Origin of the sequence: Paenimyroides baculatum (assembly GCF_008629655.1) — a bacterium.
GTDB classification, from domain to species: Bacteria; Bacteroidota; Bacteroidia; order Flavobacteriales; family Flavobacteriaceae; genus Flavobacterium; species Flavobacterium baculatum.
The window spans coordinates 393,360-416,050 of sequence record NZ_VWSG01000001.1; the positions used below are offsets into that span (position 1 = coordinate 393,360).

General features: G+C 34.7%; 15 protein-coding genes. 7 read left to right on the top strand and 8 right to left on the bottom strand.

The features are described from left to right. The first annotated feature begins 264 nt into the window (after nt 1-264). Entirely contained in the window at nt 265-3,681 is a 3,417-nt protein-coding gene (locus tag F0460_RS01940; protein ID WP_150009718.1) for a methylmalonyl-CoA mutase family protein, read from the top strand. A gap of 63 nt (nt 3,682-3,744) precedes the next feature. Here F0460_RS01940 and F0460_RS01945 read toward each other — a convergent pair whose 3' ends face one another. The 5 genes from F0460_RS01945 to F0460_RS01965 all read right to left on the bottom strand — a co-directional run bounded on the left by F0460_RS01945 (nt 3,745) and on the right by F0460_RS01965 (nt 8,574). Further along, nucleotides 3,745-4,623 carry a cation diffusion facilitator family transporter gene (locus F0460_RS01945; RefSeq protein WP_150009720.1) on the bottom strand — a complete coding sequence of 293 codons (879 nt, stop codon included), beginning with the start codon at nt 4,621-4,623 and terminating at the stop codon, nt 3,745-3,747. 70 nt (nt 4,624-4,693) lie between these two features. Further along, nucleotides 4,694-4,933, bottom strand: coding sequence for a hypothetical protein (locus F0460_RS01950; RefSeq protein WP_150009722.1), 240 nt, complete (start codon nt 4,931-4,933; stop codon nt 4,694-4,696). Between the two features lie 4 nt (nt 4,934-4,937). Further along, nucleotides 4,938-5,951 (bottom strand): SPFH domain-containing protein, encoded by a 1,014-nt coding sequence (locus tag F0460_RS01955; protein ID WP_150009724.1) that lies wholly within the window; start codon nt 5,949-5,951, stop codon nt 4,938-4,940. Between the two features lie 18 nt (nt 5,952-5,969). Beyond that, nucleotides 5,970-7,289 carry a hypothetical protein gene (locus F0460_RS01960; protein ID WP_150009726.1) on the bottom strand — a complete coding sequence of 440 codons (1,320 nt, stop codon included), beginning with the start codon at nt 7,287-7,289 and terminating at the stop codon, nt 5,970-5,972. Nucleotide 7,290: 1 nt separating this feature from the next. After that, complete coding sequence (locus F0460_RS01965) at nt 7,291-8,574, bottom strand: hypothetical protein (RefSeq protein WP_150009728.1); 1,284 nt, start codon at nt 8,572-8,574, stop codon at nt 7,291-7,293. Nucleotides 8,575-8,689: 115 nt separating this feature from the next. Here F0460_RS01965 and F0460_RS01970 point away from each other — a divergent pair, with 115 nt between their 5' ends. Beyond that, nucleotides 8,690-9,841: an ABC transporter ATP-binding protein gene (locus F0460_RS01970; RefSeq protein WP_150009730.1), complete on the top strand. Its 1,152-nt coding sequence runs from the start codon at nt 8,690-8,692 to the stop codon at nt 9,839-9,841. A gap of 14 nt (nt 9,842-9,855) precedes the next feature. Continuing rightward, a complete protein-coding gene (locus F0460_RS01975; protein WP_150009732.1) occupies nt 9,856-11,748 on the top strand; it encodes a hypothetical protein in 1,893 nt (630 codons plus the stop codon). A gap of 253 nt (nt 11,749-12,001) precedes the next feature. Here the strand turns inward: F0460_RS01975 and F0460_RS01980 are convergent, their stop codons facing one another. After that, nucleotides 12,002-12,550, bottom strand: coding sequence for a ferritin (locus tag F0460_RS01980; RefSeq protein ID WP_150009734.1), 549 nt, complete (start codon nt 12,548-12,550; stop codon nt 12,002-12,004). A 147-nt stretch (nt 12,551-12,697) separates the two neighbouring features. Between F0460_RS01980 and F0460_RS01985 the strand changes: the two genes are divergently transcribed. The 3 genes from F0460_RS01985 to F0460_RS02000 are packed head-to-tail and all read left to right on the top strand — an operon-like array spanning nt 12,698 to nt 14,599. Continuing rightward, entirely contained in the window at nt 12,698-13,108 is a 411-nt protein-coding gene (locus tag F0460_RS01985; RefSeq protein ID WP_150009736.1) for an SRPBCC family protein, read from the top strand. 14 nt (nt 13,109-13,122) lie between these two features. Then, nucleotides 13,123-14,055, top strand: coding sequence for a DUF1801 domain-containing protein (locus tag F0460_RS16275; protein ID WP_223810745.1), 933 nt, complete (start codon nt 13,123-13,125; stop codon nt 14,053-14,055). Nucleotides 14,056-14,092: 37 nt separating this feature from the next. Beyond that, nucleotides 14,093-14,599: a PepSY-like domain-containing protein gene (locus tag F0460_RS02000; RefSeq protein WP_150009738.1), complete on the top strand. Its 507-nt coding sequence runs from the start codon at nt 14,093-14,095 to the stop codon at nt 14,597-14,599. 73 nt (nt 14,600-14,672) lie between these two features. On the opposite strand, the gene F0460_RS02005 is transcribed toward F0460_RS02000, so the two are convergent. Together F0460_RS02005 and F0460_RS02010 are read right to left on the bottom strand one after the other, a co-directional pair. After that, nucleotides 14,673-15,344: a thioredoxin family protein gene (locus F0460_RS02005; protein WP_150009740.1), complete on the bottom strand. Its 672-nt coding sequence runs from the start codon at nt 15,342-15,344 to the stop codon at nt 14,673-14,675. Nucleotides 15,345-15,350: 6 nt separating this feature from the next. Next, complete coding sequence (locus F0460_RS02010; RefSeq protein WP_150009742.1) at nt 15,351-15,860, bottom strand: TlpA family protein disulfide reductase; 510 nt, start codon at nt 15,858-15,860, stop codon at nt 15,351-15,353. A gap of 69 nt (nt 15,861-15,929) precedes the next feature. On the opposite strand from F0460_RS02010, the gene F0460_RS02015 reads away from it, so the two are divergent. After that, nucleotides 15,930-22,682, top strand: coding sequence for an alpha-2-macroglobulin family protein (locus F0460_RS02015; RefSeq protein WP_150009744.1), 6,753 nt, complete (start codon nt 15,930-15,932; stop codon nt 22,680-22,682). Nucleotides 22,683-22,691: the final 9 nt, after the last annotated feature.

Sequence of the window (22,691 nt, forward strand, 5' to 3'; positions counted from 1 at the left end):
ACCTTCAACGGCCAACCATTACCATCAACCGACTACTGGTTCAAGGCAGAGTATATAGATCCAAAAACAGGATTAAACAAAGAATTAACAGGTCACTTCTCATTAAAACGATAACCACCTGTTAAATAATAACCAATAAAAAGAGGAAGCAATCGCTTCCTCTTTTTACGTTTTAAATATTAAATTTTAAGACCATATTAATTAAAAAAGCTGTTTTATATAATCTGTAAAAGATGTATCTTGCGAAGTCGAAATAAAAACAAAATGGAACAAAAAATATACACTCCAAACAACAAAGTTCGTATCGTTACAGCTGCTGCTTTGTTTGATGGACACGATGCTGCAATCAATATTATGCGCCGAATTATACAGTCAACCGGTTGTGAAGTAATTCATTTAGGTCATGATAAATCGGTTGAAGATGTGGTTAATACCGCAATTCAAGAAGATGCAAATGCCATTGCAATGACATCGTATCAAGGTGGTCACAATGAATATTTTAAATATATGTACGATTTGCTTCAGGAAAAAGGAGCAGGTCATATTAAAATAGTTGGCGGCGGCGGCGGCGTAATTCTTCCTACAGAAATCAAGGAATTAATGGATTACGGTATCACGCGTATTTATTCTCCAGATGATGGTCGCGAATTGGGCTTACAAGGAATGATTAACGATATGGTGCAGAAAGCCGATTTTCCAACAGGAGCTTTAGAAATTCCTGACGGAAAAGATATTTATCAGTCGTTGAAAGACAAAGATATTACCACTATTTCTCGATTAATTTCATTGGCAGAAAACCGCGAAGAAGACTTTTTAAAAGTGTTCGATTTTGATAAAGTTGAAAATCAATCGGCGCCCGTTTTAGGAATTACTGGAACAGGTGGAGCAGGTAAATCTTCTATGGTTGATGAAATAGTACGTAGATTTTTGATCGATTTTCCGGAGAAGACAATTGCGTTGGTTTCGGTAGATCCATCTAAAAAGAAAACAGGTGGTGCTTTGTTGGGTGATCGTATCCGTATGAATTCCATCAACAACCCGCGTGTTTATATGCGTTCGCTGGCTACACGTCAGTCAAACTTGGCGTTGTCGAAATATGTGGAGGAAGCGCTTCAGGTTTTAAAAGCGTCACAATACGATTTGATCATTTTGGAAACATCGGGTATCGGTCAGTCTGATACCGAGATTTTAGATCATTCAGATGCTTCGTTATATATCATGACTCCTGAATTTGGTGCAGCTACGCAGTTGGAAAAAATCGATATGTTAGATTTTGCCGATATCGTAGCAATCAACAAATTCGATAAACGCGGAGCTTTAGATGCTGTGCGCGATGTAAAAAAACAATACCAGCGCAATCATAATTTATGGGATGTAAACCCAGACGAAATGCCGGTTTTCGGAACAATTGCTTCGCAGTTTAACGATCCGGGAACAAATCAGCTTTATAAGGCGATTATTGATAAAGTGGTAGAAAAAACAGGAGCGGCTTTAGAATCTACTTTTGAAATTACAAAAGAGATGTCAGAGAAAATCTATGTTATTCCGCCATCTCGTATTCGCTATTTGTCTGAAATCGCTGAAAATAACAGAGGGTACGATAATAAAGCAATTTCGCAAAAAGATGTTGCTCAAAAATTATACGGAATCTTTAAAACCATTGAAACTGTTTCGGGTAAATTACCTGTTTTAACGCAGCATGGAATTGAAGTTACCGGAACACAAAACGAAGAATTATCAAAGCTTTTATTAGCAGAATTCGATAAGTTAAAACGCAATTTAGATCCCTATAACTGGGAAGTAATCACCACTTGGGACGAAAAAGTGAACAAGTATAAAAATCCGGTTTATTCGTTTAAAGTTCGCGACAAAGAAATCAAAATTCAAACACATACCGAATCGTTATCGCATTTACAGATTCCTAAAATTGCTTTGCCAAAGTACGAAGCTTGGGGCGATGTTTTGCGTTGGGTTTTACAGGAAAATGTTCCGGGACAATTCCCTTTTACATCGGGCTTGTATCCTTTTAAACGTGAAGGCGAAGATCCAACACGTATGTTTGCAGGTGAGGGTGGACCGGAACGTACAAACCGTCGTTTCCATTATGTATCAAAAGGAATGCCGGCAAAACGTTTGTCAACAGCTTTTGACTCGGTTACTTTATACGGAAATGATCCGGGTTACAGACCTGATATTTACGGAAAAATTGGTAATGCCGGAGTTTCGATCTGTTGTTTAGATGATGCTAAAAAACTTTATTCAGGGTTTGATTTATCGCATGCAGCAACATCGGTTTCTATGACCATTAACGGACCAGCACCTATGTTGTTAGGATTTTTTATGAATGCGGCAATCGATCAAAACTGTGAAAAGTACATTAAAGAAAATGATCTGGAAGCAGAAGTTGAAGCAAAAATAAAAGCAATTTACGAAGACAACGGTTTAGAACGTCCACGTTACAACGGCGATTTACCTGAAGGAAACGATGGTTTAGGTTTGATGCTTTTAGGAGTATCGGGCGATCAGGTTTTACCGGCAGATGTATATGCTGAAATTAAAAAGAACACGTTGGCACAGGTCCGTGGTACGGTTCAGGCAGATATTTTAAAAGAAGATCAGGCACAAAATACCTGTATTTTCTCTACCGAATTTGCGTTGCGTTTAATGGGCGACGTACAAGAATATTTCATTGAAAATAACGTTCGTAACTTTTACTCGGTATCTATTTCGGGATATCACATTGCCGAAGCAGGTGCAAATCCGGTTACACAGCTGGCGTTTACCTTGGCAAACGGTTTCACTTATGTAGAATACTATTTGTCAAGAGGAATGGATATCAATGCGTTCGGACCAAACTTATCGTTCTTTTTCTCGAATGGTATTGATCCGGAATATTCGGTAATTGGTCGTGTGGCACGTAGAATTTGGGCAAAAGCTTTAAAGCAGAAATACGGAGCTAACGAACGTGCACAGATGTTGAAATACCATATTCAAACATCGGGTAGATCGTTACACGCACAAGAGATCGATTTTAACGATATTCGTACGACTTTACAGGCGTTGTATGCAATTTACGACAACTGTAACTCGTTGCATACCAATGCGTACGATGAAGCGATTACAACCCCGACAGAAGAATCGGTACGTAGAGCAATGGCAATTCAGCTGATTATTAATAAAGAATTAGGATTGGCGAAAAACGAAAATCCGATACAGGGATCGTTCATTATTGAAGAATTGACTGATTTGGTTGAAGAAGCTGTTTTGGCAGAATTCGATAGAATTACAGAACGTGGCGGTGTGTTAGGTGCAATGGAAACCATGTATCAACGTTCTAAAATTCAGGAAGAATCATTGTATTACGAAACATTGAAACACAATGGTGAATTCCCGATCATCGGGGTAAATACGTTTTTAAGTTCATCGGGATCAAAAACGGTAGTTCCTGCGGAAGTAATTCGTGCAACCGAAGAAGAGAAAGTTTTCCAGATTAAAACAAAAGAGAGCTTAAACAAACAAAACGAAGATAAAGCCTTGAAGGCTTTAGAACTGGCACAAACAGCGGCAGTTAATAACCAAAATATTTTTGAAATATTAATGGAAGCTGCAAAAGTGTGTTCATTAGGGCAGATAACTTCTGCTTTGTTTGAAGTTGGCGGACAATACCGCAGAAATATGTAAAAGTTAATTATTATATTAAAAAGCCTCTCAAATTTTGAGAGGCTTTTTTGTTCGTTATATTGATCATATATCATTATCAATCTGTAAGGTAATATCTGTTACTTTATAATTATTTAGCAAGGTGTGCAACTGTTCATTCAGCACGATGAGTTCTTCTACATTGGCTGTGTTTACCTGTATTTTTAAGGTGGCTATGTGTTGTTGTCCGTCCATAGACCATACTTTTAGGTCGTTAATTTTGGTGATATGATTTATTTGAGAAAGTTCGGTTGTTAGTTTTTGCAAGTCAATTTCTTTTGGAACCGCCTGTAGCAACACCGCAAAAGTATCGTATAAATTGCGTAGGGCATTGTATGCAATAAACAGGGCAATGGCAATGGTTAAAACGCTGTCAATCCAGTACCAATTGGTAAAGTACATTACAATGGCACCCAGCAGAACGGCGATCCAACCCAAAACATCTTCCAACAAATGCAGCATAATGGCTTTGCTGTTGGCATCGTGCGATGTATGTGCGTGGTGATGTTCGTGTTCGTTCCCTTTTTTGATCCTTAAAAAAGCAAAACCGTTTACAGTAATACCCAAAACTGCCAAGCCAAGCATTCCCAAACTGTTTATTTCTCGGGGTTTGTTTATAAATATGAAGCCGTTATATAGCATAAACGCTGCACCAACCAATAAAATTGCCGACATAATGATTGCCGATAACAATGCAAACCGACGATATCCATAAGTAAACGTTAATGATGCCGGTTTCTTTGAGAATTTATCCATATACACAGCAATTCCAATAGCAACGGCATCCATAAAATCGTGAAAAGCATCGGCAATTATAGCGGTTGAATTAGTTAAGATACCGCCCACTAATTCTATAACTGCAAAAAACAGATTTAGAAAGAACGCCAACGAAAGTTGCTTATTTGTTTTGTTACCGGTTTTCATAGGTTTTCAACTTTTGATGTTTTAGGAAATCTTAAAAAAAACGCAGCGAAACGATTCACTGCGTGGTATATTATATTCTTTTTTGTGCCACACCGGGTGCGCTTTTATCGAATTTATTGCGATTTCCGCCAAAAAAAAGTGTAATCACAGCCGTAAGTAAAAAGGATCCTACTGCAAGCAAGCCAAAAGTTGTGTATGATTTGGTTAGATATTGTGCGCTGAACAGTTGAATATCCCAAGTTTGCAACACAAAATAGGTTAGGGTTGTTAGTATTAAAAGTGTGATTAAAAAGGCTACAACATATTTCATAAGACTACAGTTTTAAATTGTTTAAGATTTGTTTTTTAAGCTCGTTGAATTCCTCTTGTGTGATAATCTGCTCATCGACCAAAACTTTCAGTTTTTGCAGTTTTTCAAAGTTATCACCGTTTTCTTCACTGATTTTTTGTGTGAAGTTGTCTTTTTCTGTAGAAAACAATTTGCCTATTTCCATACCCACGCCTAATTGCGCACCCATTCCGGCTAAACCGCCTTCGTTTTGGGCAGCATCTCGTAAGGCACGCAGTTTTTCCATTTCGGTGTACGACAAGCCTGCTTGTGCGGCTGCCGTTGTATCGGTAGTAATATCGGCAATACGTCCGATTCGTTCTACAGTAGCTTCATCGAAAATTGTTCCTGTAATGTTGAAATCGGTAATCTGCAGTCCAAGACTTTCAAAATCTGCCGAAATTCTCGAAACTACTTCGTCTTCTATATTCGTAAGTTCGGCATCAATGCTGTTGTAAGCGTATTTGTTCTGTGCAAACAGACTTCGAAGCTGGTTAATGATTCGTTCTAAAATAATCTGTTTCATGGCATTTACCGTAAATACATCTTGCGAACCAATAATATCTGTAAACAAAAACAGCGGCTGACTTATTTTATACGAGAAGTTTCCGTTTAAGCCTAATTCTACCGGTAGGTTATACGATGCATCTACATACTTTATAGGCGAAGCCGTTCCCCAATACTGATTCACAACTTCTGCTGTTCTAAAAAAGTAAATCTTTAGTTTGTGTTCGCTCTCAAAATTCTGTCTTATTTTAAGCAACGATGTGATAAACGGATGATTGTCTGTAGCCAGATTGTAAATATCGGGTTGCGTAAGTACATCGGTAATGCGTCCTTCGTAAACCAAAACGCACCCTTGTCCCGGAGCAACAATTAGCTTGCTGGCGTCTTTAATTTCGTTGTGCGAAGACGGAAATTTGTACAGCAGCGTATTAACATCGGGATTGTTCCACTCGATAACGCTTGCCAGTTGTTTGCTAAAAAATTTCTTAAACATAGTTTTCTTTTTTATTGGTTAATCTAAATCGAACGATAATTCATCCAATACTAATTTTTTTACTAGTTCCCCCTTATTGTTATACACGAAATAATCTTCGCGGCTGCCAAAAACCAATCCGTTCGTTTTGCTGATGGCACCGCTGAAATCGTATAAATGTGAAACTTCGGCTGGGGCAGACCACAACAGTTTTCCGTTATAATCTTGCCATTGAATTTTAAACTTTTCCGATGAAACATTTGTGGTTTTTACACCCAATGCCACAATACCGTCGCGGAAATCAAGCACCGTCATATCATACACCTTGTTATCGGTATTCAGCACTTCCATATCAATCAAGTGCGAAGCGGAAACCCAATAATTACTGAACGATGCCCTTATAAAGTTTTCATCTTCATCGAACACCGATTCTATGTGCGGATCAAAACAAAACGGGTAACCCAAACTGTACATAGCATTGTATCGAACCAAATAAGAAGGCTGATTATTTGTTTGGAAGAAAAATGTAGTTGGCTTTTCGTTAGGATATGATCGTGGCTCAACAGTTTGTCGAAAATTATCGGTATAATACACTTTGGAAATTGGATAATACGTAATTTCTTTGCCACTGTTAGATTTTAGTTTAAATGCTGAATATTTGTGTGTTGCATCATCTATATTCGCAATACCGCTTTGCATTTCTTTTACGCTTGCAATAACATCGTTGTTTAAAAATTGCATGCTTTTGGTAACGGCATCATACTTGTACAGCAGGTTGTTGCCTACAATAATGTAAATGTTTCCATCGTCGAACTTAAAGCATTCGGTTCTGTGCCAATAATTGGCTGCTGTAGTGCTTGTAACTTCTAAAGGTTCAATTTGGTCGTATGCTCCTTTAACGGCATCGTAAACCGCCCAAAACACCTTGTCTTTGTACTTGTTGTTGTTATAATCAGACGATCTTATACTGCCAGTCATAAATATTTTCAGATTTTTACTTTGATCGATAAAAGCAACCGAACTACTAATATTAAAAGTATAATCTTTTGCTTTGGTATTTTCAGATGTACTGAAACCCGATGTAGAACTGTTGTTGGTTGTAAAAAAAAGCACCGGAATTAACAAGGCAAATACAAAAACAATGATACCCAGAAAAATCCACAACGCCCGTTTTGGATTGAAAGTTATCGGCGCAGCAGTTGGTCTGTTCGTGTAGGTGTGTTTGTGATTTACCGAAGTTTGGTTGGTATCAACATAGAATGATGTTTGGCAGTTTAAACACTCAAACATATTATCGTCTAAATACTTTACTTTTTTTGATCCGCAATTAGGACACTGAATTGTTTTTAAATTACCCATATTATTCTTTTGGTTCTAAAGTGATTTCTTCTAAATTAATCGTTTTACTTATTTTGACGTCGGTGCCAATCACATAAAAAGTGTTGTTCGATGTTACAAACAGCTCATTTTTTGCAGATAACACGTTGTTGGCGTTATCAATTAACCCTAAATTGGTTTTTAAATTCCATTTTACAGTTCCTTTGGCATCTAACAATTGAATGATGTACTTTTCGCCTTCACTAATATTTTCCTTGTACGCAATGGCTACATTTTCGCTGTTGTTCCCTAAAACAATAAGCTTGTGCATACGGTTTTTTGTAGGAATTATAGAATGACTTTTAACGTTTGCTTTCTCTGAGTCTTGGTTTGAAATAGTAGCGTTTACCGGTTCTTCTTTCTCGTTAAATGTAATATTGAAAACAGGTTTAGTAAATGCCGGATAACCCGATTGATGCATTGCTTTATATTGAATCAGATAATTTGGGTTTGAATTTGATACTGCATATTTTGTCTGTAACACTGCATTGGGCATTGTAGTTCCTTTCTCAGGATATTGCATTTGCAGTTTTGTTGACGGAAAATAACTGATTTTCGCCCCGGTGTTCGATACAATATCCAAAGAATTATAACTCTGGTTTATTTCGATACTGCCAATTCCGGTTTTTAACTTGTCTATAGTTTCTTCTAAATCGGTATTCATGTAAACAAACGAATTTTTTGAAATATCGTATCTGTACGCCTTTATTTTCTTAAATACGAAATAAATACTGCCATCGTTCAATGGTTTTAAGGCAATATCGCCTAAAGAAATTTGTTCAGAAATATCGGTAAATACATTCAATTGTTCTGTTTTTCCTGACGATACATTATAAACCGACCAATACAGTTTCTTGTTTTCTTTATCATTATAACCGCGTGTGTTCGATCCGATATTTCCAACAATAAAAAGTTTTAACACATTGTTTTTATCGGTAAAAACCTGCGAAACCGTTTGGTTCTGCCATGTTGTTTTATTGGTAAACACAGTCGCAACTGCATCTTTTTTAGAAAACATGCCCGATACCATCAATCCTACAAATCCAAAAAACAGAATTGCAATAAAAATGCCCACCGCTTTTTTGTTTACAGGTGCAGCCGATATGTTGGGCGTGTTATAGTTGTAATTATGGTTAATAGTGATATCATCTGTATCTAAAAGATAGCCCGAACCACAGTTTAAACATTCAAAATGCTCTTCGTCAATTCTTTTTTGTTTGGTGCTGCCACATTGCGGGCACTTAATAGCCTTTATTTTCTTTGCCATTTAAAGCGTCAATTTTTTAATTAAACTTACAAAAAAAGATTAAAAAATGTAAACATTCATACGATAATTCCTTTGCCATGTGAAAGATATTTTTACTTTTACAATAAAAAAGCGAATGAATAAACATAAACAGCGTGTACAGGAAGCCGTGCACTTTTTTGATAATAAGGATACTTTTCTGGGCTTTAGAAAGCTGTTGGACTGTGCAATGGATACTCAGAACATGCAGATTTACAGGGAAGCTATCGATCTGACCGATTGGAAAGAAAAGAATCCCGAGCAAACCGATGCTTTTATTGCAAAGGGAAACGAACTGCTACAAAAAATAGCTTTAGTTGATGTACCGGAAAACAATGCCGAAGAATTTGTTTTAAAGGCAGATGGGATTACTAAAAGTTACGGATCGCAAAAATTTTCGTTAGGACCAATTTCGCTTACGTTGACTAAAGGTCAGGTTTTTGGATTGGTGGGCGAAAACGGTAACGGAAAAACTACGTTGCTGCGTATTCTGGCTAAAGAAATCGCGCAAACACAAGGATCGCTTAACTACCAATTTATAAACAAAATTCAAAGCGATTACGATTTACGTACCAAATTGATTTACATTCCGCAACGAACCGATAAATGGTACGGCAGTTTGCTGGATAACTTACGTTTTGTTCTGGCGAATTACGACGAAAAACCCGATGAGATTGAAACCCGAGTTTTGTTAATGGTTGCCCGTTTGGGATTGTGGAATTACCGTCATTTAAAATGGAGCGAATTGTCATCGGGTTACAAAATGCGATTTGAACTGGCACGTACCTTATTGCGTAAACCCGAAATTTTATTGTTAGACGAGCCTTTGGCAAACCTGGATGTGTTGGCACAACAAATTATTCTGGAAGATTTAAAGGCGATAGCGAATTCGGTTAACAACCCAATTGCGCTTATTTTAAGTTCGCAACAGTTGTATGAGGTTGAAAAGATATCGGACAAAGTTATTTTTCTGAAAAACGGACAATATAACGAAAGTACAAACGAAGCTGTTAACGATGAAAAACCGTTGATTATAGAAATGGACAGTAACGCAAGTCGTGAAAAATTACTGGAAGTTTTTGCTCCGTTTGCATTAGAAAAACTAACGTTTAATGGTGGGATTTACACGGTATATTTCAATACAACCACTCGTTTTTCCGAAGTAATTGTGGCATTGGGATTAGCCGATATTAACCTGATTTATATCCGTGACATATCCGCATCAACCCGTAGATTTTTTGTAAATTAAGAAAAAACATTGTTATGAATTTTATCAATAAAATAAACAATTACCTTATACAGCGGTATCCAACAATATGGAATACCCGCATTGTGTGGATGCTTGCTATAAATTTGCTGGTGCATATCCTTTTTTACTTTATAGGTTTTGTCTCCCACAGCAGTCCGCTTTCGTTGCAAAACAGCCGTGTGATAGACGATTATTACAACAGCGGATTAATTATGGTGCACATAATTATTTCTTTGCTTTTGTTGGTAGGCTGGCTGGTTTACATGTTTAAAAACAACGGTTTTAAAAACTTTTACCCTACAAGTAACCTTAAACTTTTTGGTCAGTTTGTGTGTTATCTGGTCATTGTTTTTGCGTCCATATCATTTTATTTCTCGTATATGTTCGGTTTGCGGGCGTATATCAATATAGAATATCCAAATGAACAGCTTGTAAAAAATGTCGATATTATTAACAAGGCATATCCGTTTTTATCGGTAGAATACCAAGATTATACACTAAATAAAAAAGCGTATCCAAAGCCTTTTTACGATTTGTATTGCGAAACCAGCGATGATTTGATCGATTACAATAAAAAGTATTTCGAAACAAATGGTAATAAGTACCAATTTTACAGTCTGTACAAAGTTGCGATAACGGAACGCGATGATAACGGAGAATTTAAATATCCGGCTGCCGAGTATAAAAATGGAACCGATTTGGCTTACAAAGAAGTTGTTAAAGATACTTGTGTTTACTACTTTAAAAAAGAGGTGGTTGATTTATCGGCTGATATTAAAACTACTAATTTAAGCTACTACAATTTCTCGCGTGTGTTTTATACATTAGATTTTGACGAAGTTGATTTCTATGATCGATACAATTACAGTTACGCATCGTCGTATCCAGAAGAAGCGGCTATTTATGGAACGAATCCTAATGCCGCAAAGAATTATAAATTCAGTAAACAGTTTTCGGAAATTTTAGATCGAAAAGATCCTGCCGAAATTAAAAAGATATTAAATGACTTTTTAGAAGTTTCCAAACAATATCAGATCAGAACCAACTTAAATGCAGACGAATGGTTTAAATTGATTTATCATCCGGATACTTTCGAAGTTAAAAGTTTCATTGCAGAAAATGAAACGGCATACAGCTATCCAATAGATTCTGTTGCTGCAACTATTGATACCTTAACGACTGATGTTGCGACTGCGGCAACAGCTTCGCATGAACAAACAGTCGTTGAAACTGTAGAAGCTGCGGCGGTTGCAGTTGCACAAGTAGCGGGAAGTAACGATAAACTGTATAACTATTACAACAGAAATCTTACAAAAAACTATTATGAGGTTAGAAATTTAAACGATTTTCTGCGCAGCGTAGAATTGATTAAAAATGTAGATTTTGTATCGCGAAACATTCATGTGTACCTATGGATTGCGTTTTTCTTTTCGACATTAATTTTTAGTTTCAGGGTAACTAATCTGCGTTCGGTAATTTTTACAGGAATTACAACAGGCGTATTAAGTTTGGTTATTGGATTAATGGTTTTGGTTTACAGCATGGGCTTGGGTGGCGATGAAGAATATTTTGCAGCTTATTTGGTGTTTATCATCGCTTCAATAATTATTCTGATTCCGTTTTTATTTATGACATCAGCTTCCAAACTGTTTACATCGATCTTTATGAACATCACCATTAACGGTTTTGTGTTGTATGTGCTGTTGATTTTAGGTATTATAAGCATGCACCAAAATGATGCGTGCCGTACCGCAAAAGATTATTATAGCAGTTACCCAAGTAAAACATGCACTACGCTTTTGGAATATTTGGATATGAACACCAGTTATTTGTTGTTGGCAGTAGGTTTGCTGTTTATGTTTATATATACGGCAGTCATTAAAAAGTGGCGTGCTGTACCCGAATAAAGTTTATAAAAAAAGAACGTATGCAAATACGTTCTTTTTTGTTTTTAATTGCTTACTGGAAAATGATTATACCAAATTTCAGTCCTCTTCATCAGTGTCATGCTGAACTTGTTTCAGCATCTCATAATTAATGAATGCGATTCCGTGTCAAGCACGGAATGACGAGCTGAGTAGTAAAAATCTACTTTTATCATTATATCAATATTTGATACAAAGTTTCGATAGAAATTTTAATTATTTAATGCTTGTTGAATTACTCCAAAGGATTCACATTATCAGCAATAGGAAATTCCTGTCCGGTATTTCCAATAAGTTTGTTCAATTCAAATTTAGCAGTATCGCTCATGTTGTTTCCACCGGCAAGTTTGGCTTTATCCAATAAATCAAGAGCCAGTTTTTCTTCTTCACGTTGTTCGGCAACCAGCCACTGCATAAAGTTCCAAGTAGCCCAATCTTCTTCGTCCATACTCATTTTAACCAGTTTGTAAACTGCAGTAGTATTTTCAATTTCTTGTTTTAAAACACTTTCAAAACACTCTAAAACGTTGTTGGGTTGAGGTTCCGGTTTTCTAATAGCATCAATAACTACGGTTCCGCCGCGTTCCTGAATGTATTCAATAATTTTTGCCATGTGCACGCGTTCTTCCTGCGAATGCTTCATCATAAAATCCTTAACGCCGTCTAACTGGTTTTCGTCTGCCCAACAGGCAAGCATTAAGTACATTTGTGCCGAATAAGCCTCTAAAGTAACCTGTTCATTTAGTGCATTTTGTAACGATTGTGATATTCTTACTGTATTCATAACATTATTAATTTTTTTATTAGCAACCTAAAGTTACGCATCTTAAAATTGAATTTTCTAAAAATTATCAAAAAAGAAGATTACCAAAATCAATATAAAATCATTTTAAATTAAGAAATTTATTAAATTCGTTAAAAGCAAATTAAGATGAAAAAAATAACTGTTGAGGTCGCAGTAAATGCACCTATTGAAAAAGTATGGGATAAACTAAACAACCCGAAAGATATTGAACAATGGAATCAGGCATCGCCGGATTGGCATTGTTTAAACGCATCGAACAGTCTGGAAGTTGGTGGGAAATTAAAGAGCACAATGGCTGCTAAAGACGGTAGTTTTTCTTTTGATTTTGAAGGAATTTACGATGAGGTTATTCCGCATAAGTTGATAAAATATCATATGGAAGCCGGCAGAACAGTTGAAATTTCTTTTAAAGAAGAAAACAATCAGGTGGTTGTAACCGAAACCTTTGATGCGGAGAATCAAAACCCGGAAGAAATGCAGAAAGAAGGCTGGCAGGCAATTCTAAACAGCTTTAAAAATCATGTGGAAACTACGTAGTGCGTTAAATTATCATGAATAATTTTTCAAACATAGCCGAATATATTTCAGGTTTTTCGGATGGTCAAAAAATGTTGTTGACCGATCTTTACAGCATCATTAAAAAACATGTACCGAAAGAAACTACCGAAAAAATCAGTTACGGAATGCCTACTTTTTATTACAACGGCAATTTGATTCATTTTGCCATGTATAAAAATCATCTGGGGATTTATCCTGGGCCTGATGCTATTGAGGAGTTTCAAGATCAGCTAACGTCAGTCAAAACTTCAAAAGGAGCCATTCAGTTTCCGTTGGATCAATTGTTACCCGAGAAATTAATTGCCAATATTATCGCTTACAATGTATCAAAATTGAAAGATAAAAAAGCTGCAAATTGGAACGCCTACAACGATAAATGGACAGATGCCGAAGAATTTATGCAGCAGTTAATCGTAAAAACTAATTTAGATAAAGCCATTAAGTGGGATAAGGAAGTTTACACGTTTAACAACAAAAATGTAATAGCGTGGGGCGGATTTAAAGATTTTTTCTCATTATGGTTTTTCAACGGTGTGTTTTTGTCAGATCCTGAAAAAGTGTTGGTAAATGCATCAGACGGAAAAACAAAATCTATGCGTCAGTGGCGATTTACCAATGTTGACGATATGGATGAGAAAAAGATTCTGTCGTACATAAACGAATCGATTCAAACAATAAAAGATGGTAAAGAAATAAAAGCCGATGTTTTTGAAGAGAAGAAGCCCGAAGGAATTTTTAAGGATTTTTTAGAAAATAATATCGATGTTAAAAATGCTTTTGAAAAACTGACCAAAGGAAAACAGAAAGAATACGTGGTTTATATTGACGAAGCCAAGCAGGAAAAAACAAAAACGGCACGTTTAGAAAAAATAAAAGAACTTATTTTACAGAATAAAGGTTTGAATGATAAATACAAAACCAAATAATTTTTGTACATTTAGTTGATTTTTAAAAGTTTATATTATGAAAAAGAATTTTCTATTATTATTAGCTTTAGTCGGGTTAACTTTTGTTTCATGTAAAAAAGAAGTTACGGTTACTCCGTCATCAACATCAAATACAGACACGATAACCAACCAAAACGTAGCTGAAGATGTGCAAAAAAACAGTGTTAAATTTACCGATCTTCCGGTTAAAGCGCTAGAAACAATCAACAGTCATTACAGCCAAGACAACATTGCGTCGTACGAAGTTAAAACCATTCCGGTTATTGGAAAAAGTTACGAAGTGAAGTTTAGCGACGGTGCCGAAATTGATTTTGACAGTAACGGTATTTGGCACGAATGGAAAGATGCCAAAGGTTTGCCAAAAGGTATTTTACCTGACAATATTAAAACATATCTTTCTAAGAACTACGCGTCAACCTTTGCAACCGCAATAGATAAAGAAGATAAAAAAATAAAGATTGATTTAGCATCCGATATCGATTTAGAGTTCGATGCCAACGGAAATTTTGTCCGTGTAGATTAATTTTACCTTAAATCATAAATAAAAAAGGCTGTTTTATGAATTTGAAACAGCCTTTTCGTCTGTAAACTAACTATTACTTTTTAACTTTTATAGTACAGCCAATTGCAACCGTTTCGGTTTGTTTAACTGGTTCGTTTTTTAACAAAGCATCAACAGCAGCTTCTACATATTTTTCGGTAACATCGTTAGCATTTTCGTGATTATTATCGATAGCACCAATGTATTTTACAATGTTTTTACCGTTTTCTTTTTGAAGGATGTAAACATGCGGAGTTTTAGTTGCACCGTATTGTGGATAAATTTTCTGACCTTCATCCATCAAATAAGGAAAAGTAAATCCTTTTTCTTTCGCACGGGTTTTCATCAAATCAAAATTGTCTTCTGGTTGTGCTGCTGGATCGTTCGGATTGATCGCAATAACAGGATATCCTAACGATTTGTATTTGGCATCTAAAGCAACAATTCTTTCCTCATACGCTTTCGCATACGGACAATGGTTACATGTGAAAATCACAATGAATCCTTTGGCATTGGCAAATTGAGATAAAGAATACATTTTATCGTCGGTTCCTTTCAAAGAAAAATCGGTTGCTTCGTCGCCAATGTTATAGCCGGTTCTTTCAGTTGCAGGTTCTTCGGTTTTAGTAATGGTATCGTTGTTTGCCACATCGGTAGTAGTTGTGGTTTCTTTTTTACAGCTAATAAAAGCCGTTGCAAATAAAGCTAATGCTAAAAACTTTTTCATTTTTTGTTATTTAAATTTGTTAATGGTACTTTTTAAATCGGTGTACGAAATTTTACCTTCGGTAAAAAACACCTGTTTTCCGTTTTTGTAAATGGCAGTCGCAGGAATAGCACCGCTCCAGGTTTTATTGATTTTCGGAATCCATTCGTTCATACGTTTATTGTCGGTTAAAACATAAACATCGGGCGAAATGTTGTTGGTTTTAATATAATCTTTCACTTTGGTTTCAAAATCACTTCCTTTATCCAAACTCACTAAAATCATTTTGAATTTATCCGTTTTAAACTCGTTGTTAATCTTCATAAAATCGGGCAGTTCTTCAACACAAGGCTGACACCAAGTCGCCCAAAAATTCACAACATAAAGCGTATCGTTTTGTTTGGTGAATTGATTAAAAACCGAGTTGTAGTCAGTGCTTAACTCAATGACCTGTGGTTTTTCAACAGCAGTTTCCGCTTTTTTATCACAAGAAGTAATAGTCAGTAAAAGCGTACAAATTCCTATAAATTTCTTCATACAAAATTTTTTAAAGCTTAAATTTACAAAAAAGATGTATTTTAACCGCATTTTATTAGCAATAACCTTATGAAACACTTTTATTTACTGCTACTGTTAGTTTTTGGAACCACTATTTATGCTCAAGATTTTTCTAAAGAATGGCAAAAAGTTTACGAATTAGAAAAAGCAGGAAGTTATAAAACGCTTAAAAAAACTATTGATAATTTATATTCTAAAGCTGATAAAGCTAAGAATGAAACAGAAAAGGCAAAGACTGTTCTGTTTAAAATGAAATTAGAAAACGTTTTAGAAGAAGTTAATTATCAGAAGAAAATTGATCGTTTGCAGCAGGAACTATCTAAAAGTAACGGAATTTACAAAGAAATTTATCGTTGGTATTATATTAAAACCCTTATGGCGGCTTATGATTCTAAGCAATATTCTTGGAGTAGAAATTCTTTGGCGGAAAATACAACGACTGAACTTCCTGAAAATATTGATTTATGGACTAAGGATCATTTTAAAAATGTTGTAAACGAACAAGTGAATTTGCTTTTTAAAGAAGATCAATTGCTAAAAGAAACAAAAGTTGTGACGATTAAAGAATTGATTTTTTATGATGAAATCGATCACAATTTAAATCAATCGGTTTTTGAATTTTTTGCAGTTAGCTTTATTAACGATTATACTTACAACTCTTCTTGGGTTAAACCTTTAACTAATGAATTATCTCGTTTCGATTCTTCTTTTTCTCAGCAAAAAATAATTTATCCACCTCAAAAAGATGATTTAAGAAGCGAATTGCATAAAAGTGTTATACAATTATTTCAAAAATTAGAAATCTATTATAGTGCAACAAATCAAACCAAAGCACTAGATAAGATAAAATATTTACGTTTTGAAAAATTGATTAACGATAAATCAGCAAACGGAACGGCTTTTCAAGATTTAGGAAAAAATCTATCAACCACTTTTTATAAAAATCGCTGGTATTCTGATTATGCAAATAAATTAAGTAGCGAAGCAAACAAAATGGATAAGAAAGATTATTACGATCGTTCGTTAAATGCAATTGCCGAAGTTAAAAAAAGTACCGATGAAAATGATCAGTTAGATAAAGTACAGCTTTTAGAAAATAGTATCAAAGAAAAAGAATTTGCCGTGTCGCTTAAAAATGAAGTTTACGAGGGCGAATCGGTTAAATATCTAATTAACTATAAAAATATAGACCGCGTATATTTTGCATATTATCATTTTAAACATACTGTTGTGAATGACAGTACGTATCAATTGGTAATAAAAAATCAACAGCCAATTAAAGTTGTCTCGAGGGCTTTGCCTAAAGATTTAGCATACTTTCAAACCACAACCGAAGTTTTAGGGGAGCAGTTTCCGTTAGGAAATTATTTGTTGGTATCTTATGCAGATACTAAAGATTTAAAAGAGTTTAATTACCAACGTGTAGTTTCATTTACAACCACAAATGTATCGGTAATATCTAAAAATATTGATACAGAATCAAGAGATGAAGAATCTTATGTTCTGTATATTTTAAATCCAAAAGACGGAAATCCTTATAAAAATGTTTTGGTAAAATACCAGAATAAAAACTATACAACCAATGATTCTGGTAAAGTGGCTGTTTTCCATATATCGTCATACAATGAAAATAATAGTGTAAAGGTTTTTGCGAATAATGAAACCTACGAAACAAATTTGTATTTAGATGGTTATAATACGCAGTATGTTAGAAATGATGGAGAGAAACGGGAAGCTAGAGTTAATTTATTTACCGACAGATATATTTATCGTCCGGGTCAAGAAGTGCATTTTAAGGGAATTTTTTATGAATTGCAAAAAAACGGAAATCAGGTTTTGGCAAACAAATCTTTTAGCATTACTTTAAAAGATGATAATTATGATGAAATTAAAGAACTAATAGTAACAACCAATGATTTAGGTGCATTTAGCGGTACTTTTTTATTACCTAAAAATATAGCGACAGGCGATTTTTTACTTAGAATTGATGAATTAGATGAATATACTGATAAAAAAGAAGAGGAATTTTGGAATGATATAGATTTTGAAACCGAAAGTTTTAGTTATAAGGTAGAAGAATACAAACGTCCAACTTTTGACTTAGAACTTGAACAAATAAATCAAAACGTTTATTTCGATGAAAAAGTAACCATTAAAGGCAAAGCAAATAGTTTAGCAGGTGGCGCAATTGCAAAGGCTAAAGTCAAGCTAAATATTAATTCATCTTTTTATAACAGCGAAGCAAGAAACAGCGTAGATCTTATCAATTTAAAAGAAGAATTATTTACAAACGATCAAGGTTTTTTTGAATATACCTTCACTGTTAAGTCTGATTCTATCGGAGAAATAATAAAAAAGCAACCTATTGAAACCTACGTTAGATATGATGTGGAAGTAACAGATCAGGCAGGAGAAGTTCATGAAGCCGACGGGCAGTTTACTGTAGCTAATACAGCGCATAGATTAAGTGTTTACAAGTATGATTTATCACTAACAAACAAACCTTTAAATGTTTCTGTTAATTCTTCTGGTTATAACGGCGATTTTTCAGCCGTTACAGGTAATGTGAAAATCTATCAAACCTTACCTGTTAATCATTTTTATAAAAACAGATTGTGGAATGTTCCTGAATTAACCTCTATTAATGAAGAAACTTTCAGAAAGTTATTTCCATTTGAATCATATTCAGCAAGCGATGAAGAAACAGCCGAAAAAGTATTGATTTACGAAGGGAAATACACTACCCAAAAAGATAAAAAATTTGAATTAGATATTAAAAATTGGAAAACCGGAAATTACAATTTCGAATTTGAAATTACAGACCAAAAATCAGGTTTGCCAATAAAAGTAGAAACAACTTTTCAAATTAAAAATGCTGACGAAAAATTAGCAATAAACGAGAATTTTACGGTTGTAAATCATTCTAAATCTTCTTTAAATCAGCTGGTTTTAGAAACCAACAGTTTATACGATAATGTTATGTTATATGTAGAATATTTCGACCGCGATGCAACTGTTAAAGCACTTAATTTCAACATAAAAAAAGGCACACAGCAAATTAAAATTCCTTTGGTTAATAGTACAGAGAACGAATCTGTTTCTTATAACTGGTTTTTTGTAAACGACCAAGAACTTTATGCAAACAGTGGAAATTACAATATTAAAGAAAGTGAAAGTAAAGATGTAACAGATTTTTTATGGAATGTTGAATGGCAGTCATGGAACGATAAATTAAATCCTGCCGAACAATACAAATGGAAGTTACTGCTTAAAAATGCCAAAAATAAGAAACCTTATCAAGGTGAATTTTTAGCGTCGATGTACGATGCTTCTTTAGATTTATTACTGAAAAATTCTTGGGGTGAATATGGTAAAGAATGGGTTACCAACGCAGAAAAAATAGATAATTATGTGTACGTGAATTTTTCTAATCCCAAAAAGCAAAATAATGTGCATCAAAATAATTTATTCAGTGCAAACTATTATTACAGCAACAATTTTTATTGGAATACTTGGAACTATTTTGGATACAATTTTTCAAATGAAAATTATTATGGTGGTTCTTCATACCAATACATACCAGAGGATATTAAGAACAATACCGCTTCGTATTTTCAATTAGAAATTCGCGATGCAAAAACAAATAAGTTTATTTCTAATGCCTTTATTATAAACCTTAAAAATGCAGATAAGGCAATTACTAACGAAGACGGTTTTGCAAAAATAATAAGCAGTAAAACAGCCTTGATAGGTGTTACAGCTTTAGGTTACCAAAATAAAAAGATTGAATTAAAAAAAGGATTAACCGTTATTCATTTAGAACCGATTGATGAGGTTATTTCTAAAATTTCATATGATAGATTTGATGACGATATTAAAACATTCAACAAAATTTATAAATATTATATCGAACGTGTTGAAGGATTTTCTGATGTTTTAAACGAAGAACAACTATTTACCCAAAAAGTTTTAAATAACGATGAAACGCTGACCTATGGTATTATAGATGAAACCAATATAGTTAAAGACGGAGTTTTAAGAAGCATAAAAGGAATTGTAAAAACACAAGATGGCTATCCTATTCCAGGAGCAACTGTTTTGGTTCTTGATACCGATAAAGGTGTTGATACCGATGATGATGGAACTTATGAAATTAAGGCTTCAGCAGGTGATCGGATAAAGGTTGTTTATCTAGGGTATGTGACTGAAATATTATATGTAAACCAAGCACAAATCTTAAACTTTGTTTTGTTAGAAGATGATTCTATGGTTATGAATGATATAGTCGTTGATACATATAGAACAGTTAGCAAGCCTAAAAGTAGTGTTGCAGCTAACACTGTATCTTCTAAAACAATAGAAGGCAGGCCAAATGCAAGTGTTATACAAACGTTGCAAGGTCAGGTTCCTGGTTTAAATATCTCTACAGAAGTAAGTACTACTACAACTTCAAAAACTATTTATGGTAAAAATAATCTGGAAGAGGTACACAACAATATCTCGTTACGCAAAAACTTACAAGAAACCGCATTTTTCTTTCCACATTTAAAAATTCAGAAAGATGGTTCGGTAGAAATTGACTTTACCGCACCCGAAGCATTAACAAAATGGAAGTTTAGAGGTTTAGCACATAACAAAACCACAGATTTTATTTACGTTGAAAGTTTAAGCAAAACCCAAAAAGACGTAATGATTCAGCCAAACATACCGCGTTTTGTTCGTCAAACCGATGTGGTTATTTTAAAAGCGCGGGTAAGCAATACCACCAATGCTCCGTTGCAGGCTACTGCTGTTTTGCGTTTGTTTAATACCGTTACCGGCGAAGATTTAACCGATAAAATTATTAAAACTGATAAACTGGTTCCAACAACAATAAACGGATTAAGTGCCAACACCGTTAGCTGGTCGGTTGAAATTCCTAAACAAATCGAAGGGTTACAATATCGCATTTCTGTAAAAGCTGGCAATTTTACCGATGGTGAAGAAAGCGTTATTCCGGTTTTAAGTAATAGAACATTGATTACCGAAACGGCTCCGATTTGGCAGTTGGGTAATCAAAATAAAGATTATAGTTTGCATAATTTAATAACCAACAATTCACAAACGTTGAAAAGCCATCAGTTTGTGGTAGAAATTTCACACAACGCCACTTGGTTAACCATGCAGTCGCTACCTTATTTGTACGATTTTCAGCATACATGCAACGAACAAATTTTTGCCAAGTATTTTGCCGATGTGTTGGCGATGCATGTGTTGGAAAAAAATCCGACGATTAAAGATTTAATATCTGAATGGAAGAAAAATCCAAAATCTAAATTAGAAGATAATGAAGAATTGAAAGAATTGATGCTTCAGGAAACTCCGTGGATGAAAGATTTGGTTTCAAATGAAGAGAAAAAAGCGCAATTGGCATCGTATTTTGATTTAGATCGATTGGAAAAAGAAGCCGATGAAATTGTAAAAACTTTGGGTGAACGTCAAAATGCTTCGGGTGGTTTCGGGTGGTTTTCGGGCGGATCTGAAAACGATTACATCACCCAGCACATTTTGGTTACGGCGGCACAATTAGATAAACTGGGTGTTTCTCATTTCAATGAAAACGATGTAAAAAATATCGTGAATAAAGCTCACCGTTTTATCGATGTTAAAATGCAGGATCAATTTAAAACATCGAACAAAACATTCTCCAATCACAGCGCAATTAATTATGCTTTTGTAAAAAGTTATTATTCGAAAGATTTTGCAATTCCTACGGATGTTTCTAAGCAATTAGATCAGAATTTTATCGATCTAAAAAAGAATTGGGTAGAATTATCGCTTGAAAATAAAGCAAAATTGGCAATAATTTTAAACAGAAAGGGCGATGTTACTTGGGCAAAACAAATTCTAAATCAGTTGAATGAAAGTGCGGTGATCGATGAAACCTACGGAATGTATTGGAAAGAAAACAGCAGTAAAAATTATTACTATTACAATGCAGCCGAAGTTCAATCGTTGATTATCGAGGCTTTTAAAGAGATTGACAACAATCAAATTACGCTTCAAAAATTAAATGCGTGGTTGTTAAGTCAGAAATTAAATAAAGACTGGGGTACAACAAAGGCGACTACATCGGCAATTTATGCACTGTTGTTATCAAATTCAACTGAACTTGCGACTTCAGATAAAGCGATTGTTTCAATAGGAAATCAAACCATAAAAAACAACGAAACAGCAGAAAACCAAAATGATGATTTATTAGGATACCAGACCTGTCAATGGAAAGCTGATGAAATTACAAACGATTTTGGCAAGATATCGATAAAAAACAAAAGCGAAAAACCTGTTTTCGGTGGAATTTACTGGCAATATTTCGAAGATTTCAATGCGGTGAAAGATGCTACTAACGGAATTTTAAAAATTGCGAGAACATTCTATATTGAAAATTCCGATAAAAAGTTACAGGAGATTTCAAACGAAACCGAACTTAAATTAGGACAAAAAGTAATTATTCGATTGGAAATTTCTGCCGAAAAAGATATGGAATTCATTCATATTAAAGACATGCGTGCTGCAACTTTTGAACCTGTTGATGTGCTTTCTGGCTACAAATACGAAAATAATCTGCGTTATTACCAGTCAACACGCGATGCTGCCACCAACTTTTTTATCGATTATCTATCAAAAGGTAGTTATGTGATTGATTATGAGGTGCGTTTGAACAATGAGGGCAGTTTTACAAGCGGTATTTCAACCATTCAAAGTATGTATGCGCCGGAACACACTGGGCACACAGCCGGTAAAACTATAAAAGTTCAGTAAGTTTAACAA